12 protein-coding genes are annotated in these 15,075 nt (G+C 40.3%); all 12 read right to left on the bottom strand.

The genetic code is table 11. The features are described from left to right. Positions 1 to 149: 149 nt before the first annotated feature. Complete coding sequence (sigG, locus tag NSQ17_RS07620) at positions 150 to 929, bottom strand: RNA polymerase sporulation sigma factor SigG (protein ID WP_003211879.1); 780 nt, start codon at positions 927 to 929, stop codon at positions 150 to 152. A 142-nt stretch (positions 930 to 1,071) separates the two neighbouring features. Beyond that, complete coding sequence (gene sigE / locus NSQ17_RS07615; RefSeq protein WP_007499746.1) at positions 1,072 to 1,791, bottom strand: RNA polymerase sporulation sigma factor SigE; 720 nt, start codon at positions 1,789 to 1,791, stop codon at positions 1,072 to 1,074. Between the two features lie 59 nt (positions 1,792 to 1,850). Then, entirely contained in the window at positions 1,851 to 2,780 is a 930-nt protein-coding gene (spoIIGA, locus tag NSQ17_RS07610) for a sigma-E processing peptidase SpoIIGA (RefSeq protein ID WP_017367198.1), read from the bottom strand. A 249-nt stretch (positions 2,781 to 3,029) separates the two neighbouring features. Next, complete coding sequence (locus NSQ17_RS07605; RefSeq protein WP_342468090.1) at positions 3,030 to 7,343, bottom strand: S8 family serine peptidase; 4,314 nt, start codon at positions 7,341 to 7,343, stop codon at positions 3,030 to 3,032. A 306-nt stretch (positions 7,344 to 7,649) separates the two neighbouring features. Then, positions 7,650 to 8,795: a cell division protein FtsZ gene (ftsZ, locus tag NSQ17_RS07600; RefSeq protein ID WP_007499752.1), complete on the bottom strand. Its 1,146-nt coding sequence runs from the start codon at positions 8,793 to 8,795 to the stop codon at positions 7,650 to 7,652. Between the two features lie 33 nt (positions 8,796 to 8,828). Then, positions 8,829 to 10,151, bottom strand: coding sequence for a cell division protein FtsA (gene ftsA, locus NSQ17_RS07595; RefSeq protein ID WP_007499754.1), 1,323 nt, complete (start codon positions 10,149 to 10,151; stop codon positions 8,829 to 8,831). A 159-nt stretch (positions 10,152 to 10,310) separates the two neighbouring features. Then, the gene (locus tag NSQ17_RS07590; protein ID WP_003210988.1) at positions 10,311 to 10,679 is read right to left on the bottom strand and encodes a small basic family protein; all 369 of its coding nucleotides are present in this window, start codon (positions 10,677 to 10,679) and stop codon (positions 10,311 to 10,313) included. Continuing rightward, positions 10,679 to 11,404: a DUF881 domain-containing protein gene (locus NSQ17_RS07585; protein WP_007499758.1), complete on the bottom strand. Its 726-nt coding sequence runs from the start codon at positions 11,402 to 11,404 to the stop codon at positions 10,679 to 10,681. Before NSQ17_RS07585 ends, NSQ17_RS07590 begins: the two co-directional genes overlap by 1 nt. Before the next feature lie 20 nt (positions 11,405 to 11,424). Beyond that, positions 11,425 to 12,114: a DUF881 domain-containing protein gene (locus tag NSQ17_RS07580; protein ID WP_024720312.1), complete on the bottom strand. Its 690-nt coding sequence runs from the start codon at positions 12,112 to 12,114 to the stop codon at positions 11,425 to 11,427. Continuing rightward, entirely contained in the window at positions 12,111 to 12,890 is a 780-nt protein-coding gene (locus NSQ17_RS07575) for a cell division protein FtsQ/DivIB (protein ID WP_058337371.1), read from the bottom strand. Before NSQ17_RS07575 ends, NSQ17_RS07580 begins: the two co-directional genes overlap by 4 nt. A 136-nt stretch (positions 12,891 to 13,026) precedes the next feature. Beyond that, entirely contained in the window at positions 13,027 to 13,938 is a 912-nt protein-coding gene (gene murB / locus NSQ17_RS07570) for a UDP-N-acetylmuramate dehydrogenase (RefSeq protein WP_058337372.1), read from the bottom strand. A gap of 30 nt (positions 13,939 to 13,968) precedes the next feature. Then, positions 13,969 to 15,063, bottom strand: a complete 1,095-nt coding sequence (murG, locus tag NSQ17_RS07565) for an undecaprenyldiphospho-muramoylpentapeptide beta-N-acetylglucosaminyltransferase (protein WP_217967243.1) — start codon at positions 15,061 to 15,063, stop codon at positions 13,969 to 13,971. Positions 15,064 to 15,075 lie beyond the last annotated feature (12 nt).

Raw genomic sequence — 15,075 nt, 5'->3', positions numbered from 1 at the left:
ATAACCCTTCTTTCCGCTTCTCTATTCCCTCACAAATGATATTTTAAATAACATTTGTTAAAAACAGATTAAATGAAAAAAATAACAGAGTCAATACTACAGATGGGTTCTCTAAAAAGAATGAAAAAAGCCGCACATTAGCGGCGGCTTTAAAAAATATTTTTATTCATTTGTTTGATTGCTGCTTTTTCAAGCCTTGATACTTGTGCTTGAGAAATGCCGATTTCTTCTGCCACTTCCATTTGTGTTTTGCCTTGGAAGAAGCGTTTACGAAGAATCATTTTTTCTCGATCATTCAATCTGCGCATTCCCTCTTTTAAGGCCAATTCTTCTACCCATTGTGTATCTTTGTTCCGTTCATCACTAATTTGATCCATCACATAAATCGGATCTCCTCCGTCATTATAAATCGGTTCAAACAAAGAAACAGGATCTTGAATGGCATCTAGGGCAAAAACAATTTCCTCATGAGGGACTTCTAACACTTTGGCAATGTCTTCTGCCGTTGGTTCCTTGCTTGTCTCACTAATCAGTCTCTCACGGACTTGAAGCGCCTTATAGGCAATATCTCTTAGTGAACGAGACACCCGGATGGGGTTGTTATCGCGCAAGTATCGACGGATTTCTCCTATGATCATAGGGACCGCATAAGTTGAAAATCTGACATTGTGGCTTAAATCAAAATTATCAATTGATTTCATTAATCCGATACAGCCTACTTGGAAGAGATCATCAACATACTCGCCTCTGTTGTTAAAACGCTGAATCACACTTAAAACCAACCGCAAATTGCCATTGACTAGCTTTTCTCTTGCTGTATCGTCACCTTCATCTTGCAGCTGTCTGAATAATTTTCTCATCTCGTCGTTTTTCAGAACAGGCAGTTTGGAGGTGTCGACTCCGCAGATTTCCACTTTATTTCTGGACACTTTTTTCCCTCCCTACAGGAGCTGTTGTACAAAGTTCAGTATCTCCGTGGGATGGAAAAATATGCACGGTCTATGACGAGAAATATGTGAAAAAATGGTGATCCCTTTGACAGTACAGGGATAAAGCTTTCAAAAATTTTTTTTAGACCATCTTATTAAATTCTTTTTGCAATCGTTTAATAATTCTTTTTTCGAGCCTTGAAATATAGGACTGAGAAATACCAAGCATGTCGGCAACATCTTTTTGGGTCTTTTCTTCACCGCCAACTAAACCGAATCTCAGTTCCATGATCTGTTTTTCACGATCGTTTAATTGTTCTAACGCTTTTTTCAGTAATTTTTTATCGACATTTGCTTCAATATCGCGGGTGATAATGTCATCATCTGTCCCAAGTACATCTGATAAAAGCAATTCATTGCCGTCCCAATCGATGTTAAGCGGTTCATCAAAGGATACTTCTGAACGAATTTTATTATTTCGGCGCAAATACATCAAAATTTCATTTTCAATACATCTAGACGCATATGTGGCCAGTTTGATCTTTTTTTCTGGATTAAACGTATTTACTGCCTTTATGAGGCCTATCGTTCCGATACTAATCAAATCCTCAATATTAATGCCTGTGTTTTCAAATTTTCTTGCGATATAAACGACCAATCGCAAGTTTCTTTCGATCAAAATGGCTCTTGCTGTTTGATCCCCTTTAGGTAATTTAACGAGCAATTCTTGTTCTTCATCCTTTGATAATGGCGGAGGCAGTGCCTCACTTCCACCAATATAATAAATCTCATCACTCTTTAGCCCTAGCTTCATGAGGAGTTTATACCAGTAGTAAGTGAGTTTAAATTTTAATTTTTTCATCTTCTTCTCCCTTCTAAATGTCCAGTTGACTTCGTAAGATAAAAGACATCACAAAAAAACTACGACACCCCTTGTATCATTTTTCCGTCTAACATCTCTGGATGAATGATGGATTGAAATTCCTGATCTGCTGATAATCCGCTTAGACTCATCCCAACAAAACACTTCGCTGGCTGGATCATATGCGTTTTTGTATAAAGGACGACCGTATCTGGTTTAAAGCATAGTAGAAACCCGTGATCATGACCGACTGCGCGATACGGAACGAGTCTTAAACGATCAAGCAGCGGAAAATGGTCATCGAGCTTTTGCATCACTTCAACAGGATGAAACTGTTTCATTTTTTCTATAAATGGCTCTCCAAAAATAGATGTGAGCTGATCGAGCTGGACGATCATGACAGGTGTTTTCGTCAATGGATCATACAGCTGATTTCCAGAATCGACCAGCCCATTTAAGCGGATTGTTTCTCCTTGAATGTGTATCTCCACAAGTACTTGTTCGTCATATTGTCTTTTTTTCGCACCAACCTCTCCTAATCGTTTCTTTGAAAACAGCCAAATGGCCGGAAAGCCAGTGAGAACAAAAAGCCAGCTAATGGGATCACCAAATCCATCATTTTGTGAAATAAGCAGTCCATCTTGAATGACTGTATTTGTCTGCAAAAACGAATGAACCCCGATCATGCCCCCTCCCATCAAAAATGTGACAAAGTAAAAAGCAAACAGGTTTTGAAAAAAGGAACGAAATCTTTGAAAGCCAAAGGTTCCAAGCACGATCAAGACAGAAAAAAGCAGTTTGCCTAAAGGGTGCGACACAATCATTGCAAATGGCGTAAAGAGCAAGAGAACAATGCTCGATCCAATGAGAGCTCCTAACATATATCGCCTTTTTTTCACTTGTCGTTTGAGAATAAATGCCGTGAGTAAGAGCAGCAATAGATCAAAACAAAAGTTTAACAGCCAAATGACATCTAAATAAATGACCACCTTCTGCTCCTTTCATCTGAAACAAAGAATCAAAAGCAGTACTTGCACTTGTTTGTACCAGTATAAAACAGTCATCGGATGGAAGTCTGTCAATTCTTGTAGGGGATGATAGAGAACTTTTGGTGGATTGTTATCGTTTTTGTCGACGTATGAGACAGAAAGAACATCCGAATGATTTGTTGGACAAGTGTCTCCTCTATCCATTGCACAAAAAAAAACACGCTCCGAAGAGTCGTGTCTTTTTCGCTGTCATTCTTTCTCATTGATGGTGAGTGTTCCTTCTGCCTTCTGTCTTGTGACATTTCCATAATCATCTTTGACAATGACTTCAATCACTGCACCTTTTGCTTTTGCAATAGATGTCGCCGTCCAGTAGCCTTCATACGTTCCCGGTGCTACTTCACGAATCGGCAGTTCGGTTGTGTTTTGAAGTTTTGATCTAGCATTTGTTAGCGGCATATGAAGAACAAAGGTGGCATCTAGCTTTTCCCTGCTTTTAAATGAAACCTTAACCGATTCACCTGATGATAGATTCATATTATCTTTTGGCGTTAATTCAGAAATGACAGGTGCATCATATTGAACATCGATGTCGACCTTTTTAGTCGTTTTGTTTCCAGCTGCATCTTTTGCTGTCACTTTGATTGTATTTTTCCCGTTCTCAAGCAGCACCCTTGCAGAATATGCCCCATCCTTTACGGTCGCTTTTTTTCCATTGACTGTGACTTGATCTAGATAATCATCCGCTACTTTCCCTTCCACCGTGAGTGATTCTCTATTAAACTTGTCGCCTTTTTTCGGTGTATCAATGGTCAACGTCGGTGCTGTTTGATCGATGATCACCTTGACTGGCTTGGAATGTTTTGTTGAGCCTTTATCCGTTACAGTCGCCGCCGTGAAGACATGCTCTCCACTTGGAACAGATACATTTTCTTTGAAAGTACCCGACTCATCTGATTTGACGTTGGCCACCTCTTCATCATTCTGATAAATGGCCACATCGAGACCCGGAGAGGCTGTGCCTTCAATCGTCAATTCACCTTGATTTGTAATGGTTCCTTCCTTTGGAGAAGTGATTTCTGGTACATCTGCTTCATAGTTTACGAGCGCACGAATCATATAATTCCCCTCTTCTTTCGGAGAAGGAGAAAAAGCACCGCTCGTCAGCTGCCAGCTTCTTTCAGCATTAGGGCCATCTTCATCTGTGGCAAGTCCCGGCGATTCGGTATTCTTTTTCGTTTGAATATAAACAAGATAGAAATCTCCATCCACTGTAATGGCTTGATCTTCTAAATCTACTTTTGTCCATTCACCATTACGCAGTGCATTTGCTTTTAAAGGTCCTGCGATTTTCTCACCTGGTGCGCCACCCTTCCCAGAAGCATCATATACTTCAACAGCAAATTCATCGCCTCCAGGAGCTGGCCATTCTGATGTCCAAAACCGGAAAAGACCACCTGTGACTTGTGCTTGTTTCTTTCCTTTTTCTAATGAAAACTTCACAGCCCAGCCATTGCCAGGATCGTAGAAAGCCCGTGCATTTTCAGCCGTTCCATCATCGTAGCCAATCTCCCCCGGAAAACCGATAAAAGGCTCAAGTTTCACTGACTTTTCAAGTGGCTTTGCCGTCACATCCGCTGTAAACGTATAGCCTTTAAACCCCTTTGCAAAAATTTTGACTGTATAGACACCGCTTAATGCCTCTAGAGAAAATTCACCGGATTCATCTGTTTTCACCGGCTCAATTTTTGCGTCCTCCACAAGATAAACAGTTGCATTCTTCACCTTTTCACCAGTTGTTTCATTGACGACCGTGCCGGAGATCGTTCGTTTCTCTAGCGGCTGTAAGGAGAAATTCGCTTCTGCTGTTTCTTTTGATGCCACTTTGACTTTTTGGGACCGTGATTCAAAGCCGTAAGCTTCCGCTTTCACTGTCCATTCTCCTGCTCCTTGAGACAGCTGATATTTCCCTGTCGCTTCATCGGTGGAAGTTGATTTTCCGCTTTCTAGAACACTGATTTGCGCTTTCATTGGAAGAGCTTGAATAGATGGAGCATCATGACTGTTTTGCTTTTGAATGTGTACATGTTTATTTTTTACTTTAGCAGGCTTTGCCTTTTTTGGATCAACTGATTTCTTATTCTGGCTTGTGGATTTTTCTTTTTTGATCACACCTAGCTGGTTCTTAGCTTGTTGAGACAAAGCCTCATCTGTGATTTTCACATCATCTAAATAAAAGCCATCTTTTGTGACACTGCCATCTGTTCTTATCTGAAACAGAACTCTCACTTTTTGACCTTTATAAGCAGATAAATCAACTTCGCCTGCTGTCCACGCATTTGTTTTCCCCGTATAAGCTGTCACTTGAACGGCGTCTTCACCCTCTGGCTGTACATAGACATGCACATAATCATAATTGGCTTCGAGATCATGCCAGTATTGATATTGCAGGTAGGAAGAACCTGAATCTGGTACAGCAATGAGCGGCATAGACAAATTGGCGTCCGTTTTATTTTCATAAGGACTGTCTAAATTGGTGGCATAGACATGTTCCCCGCTAAATGCTTGTTTTGGACCTGTGGACGGTTTTCCCCACTGCCACGGATCTTTTGTTCCACCACTGAACCATCCACTTGGCCATGCTTCAAAATCTTGTGAGTAGCCAGTGGTGATGGATGTTTTAATTGGAAGTGTATAAGAATCTGATGCCGCTTCATTTTCTCCAAAATCTTTCACAATCCATCTGTACGTCACGTTTTCCCCCTCAAGTTCAGGGAGCTGCACCGTATAGGTTCCTTTTAAATGATTTCCATCCGTGCGGTCGGCTTGCAACGTCTCCCATTCACCTTGATCTACTCGGTAAGTCAAAGAAACATTTGCCACTGCTATCCCATCTTCTGCAGTGATGGTCAATGGGGTTGGCGTTGCAGCAAAAATTTCATTCGGACCTTTATGTGAAAAAACAGGTGGTTCTGTATCTTCTCCCTCTTTTGTCACCTGACCTTCAATCGTACCGATTCCATTGGTTAAAGCCGTAATCGCCTCTCTTGCATCAACTAACCCTGCCCCATAGCCGTTGTTAGGGGATTCAGGAAATTGCTGATCTGTCAGTGGTTTCGCTGTCTCAATGAGAATTTGCTGAATTTCATCAACAGAAAGGTCTGATTGCACTTGGCGAAGAAGAAGAACAACAGCTGAGACATGCGGACCTGCCATCGATGTACCATTCCACCCATCCTCATATCCTTTTCCCGGGATCGAAGAACGAATGTTTACTCCCGGAGCAGCAATATCTGGTTTCATTACGCCATATGGAGAAGGACCCTGAAGGGAGAAAGACCCTAACTTGTTGTCCTGGTCTGTTGCGCCTGTAGCAAAGGCTTCTTGATAGTTAGCGGGATTTGCAATCGAACCCGCGCCGCCTGGATTGAATAAATCGGTATTACCGGCTGAAAATTCTGGAAAGATGTCTGCTGCTCTCCAAGCATTCACTACATCTTTATACCAATCATCAAGACCTGGCCCACCGCCCCACGAATTATTCACAACATCAGGTGCCTTTTCTGGGTGAGGATTTCCGTTTTGATCTTTCGGTGCTAAAATCCATTCACCGGCATCTAACAGATCAGCATCTGTACCGCCATCTTCTGAAAAAGCTTTCACTGCAATCCATTCTGCTCCCGGTGCGACCCCAATTTGATTTTTTCCATCTGGCTCAGAACCAACCATTGTGCCTGTCACATGGGTCCCATGCTCCAAGTCATCATAAGGGACTTCAGAGCCTGTCGTGGCATCATACCAATTCAGTTCATGAGATGGTTCGTTCGGACGAGCAGGGTCAAACCCGCGGTATTTTTCTTTTAGCGCAGGATGATCCCATTCGACACCTGTATCAATACTTGCCACAACGGTTCCAGTCCCGTCATAGCCTAAATCCCACGCTTCTGGTGCATGCACCTGAGCAATATTCCATTCAACTCCATCTACTGCTTTGATTTGTTTGTTTGGCTTAGCATGCTTCAAATCAACAGGACGATGAAGTTGACGTGTTTCATTCGGCAGCACTTGAGCTACTTCTGGAAAAGAAGCAACCTTTTCCATCACTTCTTTTGTTGCCGTCACAGCTAGACCATTCACAATATAGTAGGAATGAATATCTTTCACTTGCTTATTCTTTTTTTCCTTTTGTAAATACGCTAGGAGCGCTTGCTGCGTTTCATCAGATGTTGCTCTCAGCTCAGATACAACGGCTGATCTTTTTGTGTACTGCGTTTTAGCCGCAGTTAATTTTTGTTTTTTTGCTTTTGATACAGCTTCTTTTGCTACTTTTTGTACATTCGTTTGTTCCTTCATTTTGACTAAGAAGGTCACCTTATCTTCCTTTTGAAACTGCTTCTTTAATCTCGAAGAAATCTTGGCTTTTGTTGTCTTAGAGGAAACGGCTTCCTCCTGATATGAGGTAGAAGTCGATTTTGCTTGAACCATCCCAAAGCTTGTCATCGTTAAAGTACCAATCACCAAAAGACTCATGAAACGATAGACGGCGGTTTTGCGAAACTTCACTTTCAATAAAATCCCTCCTCCTCAAATGGTCAAACAGTGTGTATCCTGCCCCTCCCCCTTCTTTTTGATCATGACAAGTTTCATGGTGTTCTCATTAATGTAGTCAAATAAAGTTCAACATTTTGTCGTTTTTTGTAAAGGGAATTAAAAATGATTCTTTTGACTTAAAAGACTCAAGCTAAAACACATACGATAGATCCAAATAACACGCAGAAACAAGACTTTTATATCAATCAGACGCAGGATCTTCTCACCGTGCAGACATAAAAAAACCCCTTCCAAAGGAAGGGGATGAATCGTGCCTGCTTATCGTTTGTTGCGGTTACGTAAGAACGTTGGGATATCCAATGTATCATCACTTGACTGTGTATTTTGTCTTGGTTGTGATGATGTTTGCTGATGTTCCTCACGTTTCACTTCACGCTTTTGTGGAATGGATTGATTTTGCTTTAATCCTTGTCCTAATGGATTTCTTTGAGGTTTTGTCACTTCCGGCTCTTGCTCAATAAAACCGGTTGCGATGACTGTGACCACAATTTCATCCTTCAAGTTATCATTAATGACAGATCCAAAGATCATGTTGACATCTTCATCAGAGGCTGATGCAACAATATCCGCTGCTTCTTGTACCTCATAAAGACTAAGGTTCGTACCACCAGTAATATTCATGATAACACCTTGTGCTCCATCAATCGCTGTTTCAAGAAGTGGTGAAGAAATGGCTTTTTTCGCTGCTTCAGCAGCACGGTTTTCGCCTGTTGCGACACCAATTCCCATAAGAGCTGAGCCTTTGTTAGACATGATCGTTTTCACGTCAGCAAAGTCAAGGTTAATTAAACCTGGTGTTGCAATGAGATCTGAGATCCCTTGAACACCTTGTCTTAACACGTTATCTGCTGCACGGAATGCTTCAAGCATTGGCGTGTTTTTATCGACAATTTCAAGCAGGCGATCGTTTGGAATCACGATTAACGTATCAACTGCTTCTTTCATAGAAGCAATCCCTTCAACTGCTTGAAGCTGACGCTTTCTTCCTTCAAATGTGAAAGGACGAGTCACAACTCCAACTGTCAAGGCTCCAGAATCTTTTGCGATTTTCGCAATGACAGGTGCAGCACCCGTACCAGTTCCACCGCCCATACCGGCTGTCACAAAGACCATGTCAGCGCCTTTTAGGACTTCTTCAATTTGTTCTTTGCTTTCTTCAGCAGCTTTTTTACCGACTTCAGGATTCGCACCTGCTCCAAGCCCTCTTGTCAGCTTAGCACCGATTTGCATTTTTGTTTCTGCTTTTGATAAGTTTAACGCCTGTGCATCTGTATTCACTGCAATAAAATCGACACCCTGTACGTCATTTTCAATCATTCGGTTGACAGCGTTATTTCCGCCGCCACCTACACCGATTACTTTAATTGATGCTAGGCCGTCTATATTTGTTTCAAACTCCAACATGCTGAATCCTCCTAATCCGTCGAAAATCTAGTTCTATTCCCAGAACATATTAAATAGTTTTTTCATTTTGCCCGGTTTTTTATTTGTCTCTTGTTGCGCTTTTTGTTTCACTTTCGGTCTTGGCTGAGCTTCTTTTACTTGTGGTGTAGAAGAAACCGGCTCCATGGACGCGCCTACTTCATGAAATGCTTCATCCGGCATTTGGAATCCAACCTGTCTGCCCTGAATCTTTGCATTGCGATAAGCAAAATGGATCAAGCCCACTCCTGTCATATATTGAGGTTCCCTGACCCCAATATAATTAGGACTTGCGATTCTTACATTGTTTTGTAGGACCGTTTGTGCCAGAGAAAGGATACCTGGTATAGCTGCCTGTCCACCTGTTAGAACGAATCCGCCAGGCAAATCATGGACACCCATATTGCGTAATTCCTCTGCCACAAAAAGCAGAATCTCTTCCAATCGCGCTTCGATGATATTGGCTGCTTCAAGTTGTGTATACGTCTGTTTTTGGTCCGTACCGATGACGGAAACTTCAAATGTCTCCTCAGACGATGCCTCATCATAGAATGCATGCCCAAATTGCTTTTTGATTCGTTCAGCTTCTTCAGTGGAAGTTCTAAGTCCTATAGACAAATCTTTTGTAATGTTCTCTCCGCCCAATGGGATACTGTGAGTAGAATAGAGATGCCCGTTTTCAAATACGGATATCGTAGTAGAGCCGCCGCCAATATCGACAAGAGCTACCCCTAGATTTTTTTCATCTTTCGATAACGCCGCTGAACCCGATGCGAGTGGCTGCAAGCAAATATCCATAATTTCAATACCAGCCCGCTCTACACATCGGAGCCAGTTATGTAGAATCGTTTTAGAACCAGTGATTAACGATCCATCCACTTCTAGCCGTACACCTAGCATTTTTTTCGGATCTGTGATCTCATCTCTTCCGTCGACGATAAATTGTCTCGGAATTACGTCTACTACGAGATGTTCTTGCGGAATAGATACTACCTGTGCAGCATCCAAGACACGTCTCACATCTTCAGCATGTATTTCTTTATTTTCACTAGACACTGCGACAACGCCGCTCGTATTCTGAATATGAATGTGGTTTCCGTTAATTCCGACTATCGCTTTTTGTAAAGGAAAACCTACCATTCTCTCAGCCTGTTCAAATGCTTGTCTAATAGAATGAACTGTTTCATCTATATCAACAATCGATCCTTTTTTTAACCCCTCTGAAGGGACATTTCCAACACCTATAATGTTAAGCGAATCATCCGCCATTTCTCCGACGATGACTTTTATATTGGATGTACCGATGTCAAGGCTGACGTAAATTTCATTGTTGTTCATTCTATGGCACCTCCTCACATATCAATACTTTCTATTCTATTATTTGCTGAACAACAATACAATGAATGTGTTTTTACAAGTGTGTAACAAAACTTAAAAAATCAACATTTTTTATTAGGATTACTGAAAATATTCGTTACATCATATGTATATCCTTTTTTATGACTCACTTTTTTTCTTTTTTTCTCTAGAAATTGTCCATTTTGTTAGTAGAATTCTTCGAATAACGGCGATATTTTGAAACAATCTAACACCGAATGCAAACATTCCGACTAAATACAAGTCTACACCAAGATGGACGCCCAGAAAAGCTAAACTTATTGCGAGTATAATATTAAAGAAGAAACCTGATACAAACACTAGTTCATCGTATGCTCCTTGCAGATGTGCTCTGATTCCACCAATCAATGTATCAAGCGCAGCAAGTACGGCGAGGGAAAGATAGTTAGAATACTCATTCGGTATCGTAAAATTCGTTAAGAAACCGATCGCAACTCCTATGATTAAACCAAGTACAGGAAGCCACATTAAGATTTTCCCTCCTTTACATCGTCAAGAGGCTTCAATTCATTTAATTGAATTGTACCGTCAAATGCTTTTAAATGAATTTTTTTCTTCGGCGGTCTAATACTCAAACTGAAATTTTCCTGAGCAAACAAATCACCAATATCTGATACATTTAAACGGCTGTATAATTTATCGGCCTGCTCGCTGACCATCTTAATCGTGACTGTATCACCATCTATGCTGTAACCATCCATTTTCGTCGTACCATTAATATCTCGAATAACACTGGTGTTAATCACCCGGTGTTCATTAATGGAAATATGTTTTGCCCCAAACATATTGGCTTCGTTGATTAATTTTTTTAGAAGATCAGGTGGTATATTTTTGACTTCTTCTCCGGTAAGTTCCTTAGAAAAAAGCTGAGTAATTTCTATTTCAACTCCTTCACCCGTTACCTCTGTAAAACCAGCCTTTTCTTTCAAATCCTTCAACGTTTTTGTTAATTGTGCTTCTTTTGATTGATCTTCTTGGTTGCCATACTTTTTTAGCATTTCATCATATTTATCAATTTCTTTCAATAAATCCAGTTCTTTACTTTTAGATGCAGATAAATCCTCTCTTAATTCCCAAACGTCTCGAGTATCGCGAACTTTAGGCTTTTGTAGAGAGTTAAACTGGATGGAGACCATGATGCCAAATATGACCATCAGGACTGTCAAACTAAGTAATGGCTTCTTTTTCCTCAACACCACTCACCTTTTCACATTTAATCTTTGTTTCTTAGAAGAGGATTCATACGAATATCCTTCTTTTCAATCGTCATGGAAATATGATCACTTGTCAGCTGATCAACCACCCCGCCTGCAATGTTTAATGCAGGAATTAAAACAGCTGGATCTCCAATAGCAGAAATGACAAATGGTGCTGGATGTTGAACACCATCAACCGTGACGACTGGACCGTTACAATGTATGTATGATTGGTGTGTGATTCTTTGTCCGTTTATAGCTACAGCAGATGCCCCTGATATAAATAGTTCGTTTATCACATGGAAAATGTGGCTCTCATGCACAATGTAATTATTGACATTTTGTCCACTCGGGATATAAGATGCATCTTCAAGAGATACTTTTACCCCTTTCCCTTTTACACCTATTTCTCCTGTAAACATTCTGTATTTCTCAACATCTTCCAAAACATTAAAATACTTCTCTTTTTCATTTTTCAAACCAAACTCTGTTTCTTGGACCTTTGATTGAAGACGATAAAGTTCTTTTTCAAGTTTTTGATTCGCCTTTTCTTGCTTTGTTAGCTGACTTTTCAAAGAATATTCTTTTTTCCATTGTTCTGTTCGATTGACATCTGCTCGATGCTGCTTCGTATATTGGTATGAAAAAGAAATCAGAAATCCAAGAACAAGCATTACAATTGAGAATATGACGGTTTTGCCTCTCAACGTTCATCTTCCTTTTTCTTAGATTTAAAAGCTTCAAAATACGTAGCTACTTCCATATGAATCGTACCTTTCTCAGAGGACGAAAGCTCTTTGACAATGGCAGGGTACGTCGTCATTTTATCTGCGAATGTTTTAATTGATGCAATAACGGTGTTTCCATCATTCATATAAAATTTAACGAGCCACTGATTGGAGCTAGTCGGTACGTAATATACTTCTGAGATTAGTTCCTGAATAGAAGCCGGCAGTTGATTCAGAGCTTTCACTGTTTGCTTCAATTTCTCTTTATTGTCCCAATCGACAAAAATAGGTCCTGCGTGACTTGGCGTTACTTCATCTGGCAAAGCCGTCCCGTTTTCAAGAAGTTCATAATAAAAATGTCCCTTTTGCAGATACGCAATATTTGCATACTCTTTGACAGCAATACTGACCTTATTAGGGAAATGTTTTTTGATACTGACACTTTTAATCAATTTATTTTGCTTTATATGGGCTGCTGTCATATCTTTATTTAAATTCCAAAACTCTGTCTCGCCTTCTTTAATTTGCGAAAGTTTAACGAGCTGTTTTGTTGGTACATGTTCATTACCGGTAATGGTTAAAGAAGAAATTTTACTGATTGGTGTTTGCAAATAGACAATAATTAAAACCATGATAAAAAACAGCAGAATAAAAGAGATTAATCTCCGATTCGCTTTCTGCTTCCTTTGTTCTTTAATTTTAGGGATTCGCTCTTCTATATTGACGATCTTTTCATTTTCATGATCAGGCCGCATATATACTCTTCACCTCATTCAAAGCTGCTTGTCCGCACCTTTGGATCATTCTTTATCTCATATTGATTAGAAAACAAACGGCATGAAAAAATGCCGTTTGTTTTCCTGTGATACCATCATTCATAAGTAGTAGCCTTTAATTTGCTTCACCAATAATTTCTACTTCTGTATGCATCTCTACATTGTAGTCATCTTTGATTTTCTTTTGAATGTACTGAATTAAGTCGAGCACATCTTGAGCCTTCGCCCCACCAGCATTGACAATAAAGTTTCCGTGCATATCAGAAATTCTAGCGCCGCCAATCTGATATCCTTTTAAATTCGCCTTTTCTACAAGCTGTCCTGCATATTCAGGTAATGGATTTCGGAAAATACTGCCGGCGCATGGTTTATTATACGGTTGTGTTTCCTTGCGATAATCTTTATTTTGCTGCATTTTCTTTGTGATTTTCTCACGTTCGTCCTGTTTAAGCTTGAACACTGCTTCGAGAACAATTCCAGGGCGTTCCTTTTGAAGCACAGAAGTTCGATAGCTAAAATTCATTTGCTCATTAGTTAACCACTCGATCGTTCCATCTTCAAATAAGACTCTCACTTTCACAAGAATCTTGCTAATGTCAGATCCATGTGCCCCTGCGTTCATATAAACAGCGCCACCAATAGATCCTGGAATACCAGCTGCGAATTCCAATCCTGACAGCCCCTGCTTACTAAGAGACGTCGCGAGTCTTACAACTGAATAGCCTCCACCAACTGTAATCTCTTCATCATTGACAGTTAAGTGATCAAGCCCAGCGCCCAGCTTTAAAACGACCCCGCGAATTCCTTTATCAAGGACAAGTAAATTGGATCCTCTCCCAATGACCGTCCATTGAGTATCATGTTTTTTTACCTGATCCATAATTGTTTTGACAGCATCGATATCTTTAGGGATGACTAATAGATCGGCCGGTCCGCCTATTTTCATTGTCGTATGATTTGCAAGCGGTTCATTTTCAAGTACTTTACCAACTTGCGCTTCTAATAATTCATTCTTCAAGTTCTCCATATTACCCTCCGCCTTACCTCATATCATTCATCATGAAGTCGTAATTTCTTTTAACACATTATATAAACGTGTGGCCGCATCTGGTACTCCAAGTTCTTTTGTTAAACGGCTCATTTGATGTAGTTTCTCGTCATTACCAGCAATTTCATCAATTGCATGAAGCAAGCGATCTCCAGAAAGCTCTGATTCTCTTAAAACGATCGCAGCATCATGTTTTTCAAGTGATCTTGCGTTAATTTCTTGATGATTTGCGGTCACGTATGGACTTGGAATGAAGATGGTCGGAATTCCAAGTGCCGTCACTTCAGCAATCGTTGTGGCTCCCGCTCTTGCAACAATGACATCAATTGATTTTAAATACTCCGGCATTTGATGCAAGAAAGGCTTTGTGATCATATTCGGTGCTTCACCTTTTTCTTTTAATTCGTTCAGCACTTTTTCATAATGAACCTCACCTGTAATATATAAAAGCTGATAGTTCTTTGCCTTTAATTCATCTTGCATGTCAATCACTGCTTGATTGATTGGAGATGCACCTCTGCTCCCGCCAAAAATGAGAACCGTTTTTTTCTTCTCATCCAGCCCGAACTCTTTAAGAGATTTTCCCTCTTTAATAGAGACGACTTCAGAGGCTCTTGGGTTTCCCGTAAAAACAACCTTTTCTGAAGGAAAGTGTTCCTTTGCTTCTTCAAAACAGATGGCTACTTTATTCACATACCGTGCCAGAAACTTATTTGTGATGCCTGGCAGGCTATTTTGTTCGTGAATGATCGTCGGGATTTTTAGCTTAGACGCAGCATAAACAACAGGACCACACACATAACCACCTGTTCCAATAACAGCATCCGGCTTAAATTCTTTTAAATAAGATTTACTTTTTTGGACGCCCTTTAGAAACCTCATCACTGTTTTTACATTATCAAAGGAAAGCTTTCTTTTAAAACCTGAAATTTCAATTGATTTAAAAGGGATATTTTCTCTTTCTACAATTTTCTTTTCAAGCCCATTCTCAGTGCCAATATATAAAAATTCCACATCAGGATGCAGTCTTTTCACTTCTTTAATAAAAGCTAGAGCAGGATAAATATGCCCGCCTGTTCCGCCTCCACTAATAACTATACGCATTATACCATTTCC

It is taken from the genome of Bacillus sp. FSL W8-0629 (assembly GCF_038593225.1).
Classification (GTDB): Bacteria; Bacillota; Bacilli; order Bacillales; family Bacillaceae; genus Bacillus; species Bacillus altitudinis.
Note: the sequence above shows the minus strand (reverse complement) of the source record. Positions and strands in the feature narration are given on the sequence as shown.

Coding starts and splice junctions, on each gene's coding strand:
- NSQ17_RS07575 (WP_058337371.1), bottom strand. CDS start 12,890: ATGCGGCCTGATCATGAAAATGAAAAGATCGTCAATATAGAAGAGCGA.
- murB (WP_058337372.1), bottom strand. CDS start 13,938: ATGGAGAACTTGAAGAATGAATTATTAGAAGCGCAAGTTGGTAAAGTA.
- ftsA (WP_007499754.1), bottom strand. CDS start 10,151: ATGAACAACAATGAAATTTACGTCAGCCTTGACATCGGTACATCCAAT.
- murG (WP_217967243.1), bottom strand. CDS start 15,063: ATGCGTATAGTTATTAGTGGAGGCGGAACAGGCGGGCATATTTATCCT.
- sigE (WP_007499746.1), bottom strand. CDS start 1,791: ATGAAAAAATTAAAATTTAAACTCACTTACTACTGGTATAAACTCCTC.
- ftsZ (WP_007499752.1), bottom strand. CDS start 8,795: ATGTTGGAGTTTGAAACAAATATAGACGGCCTAGCATCAATTAAAGTA.
- NSQ17_RS07590 (WP_003210988.1), bottom strand. CDS start 10,679: ATGTGGCTTCCTGTACTTGGTTTAATCATAGGAGTTGCGATCGGTTTC.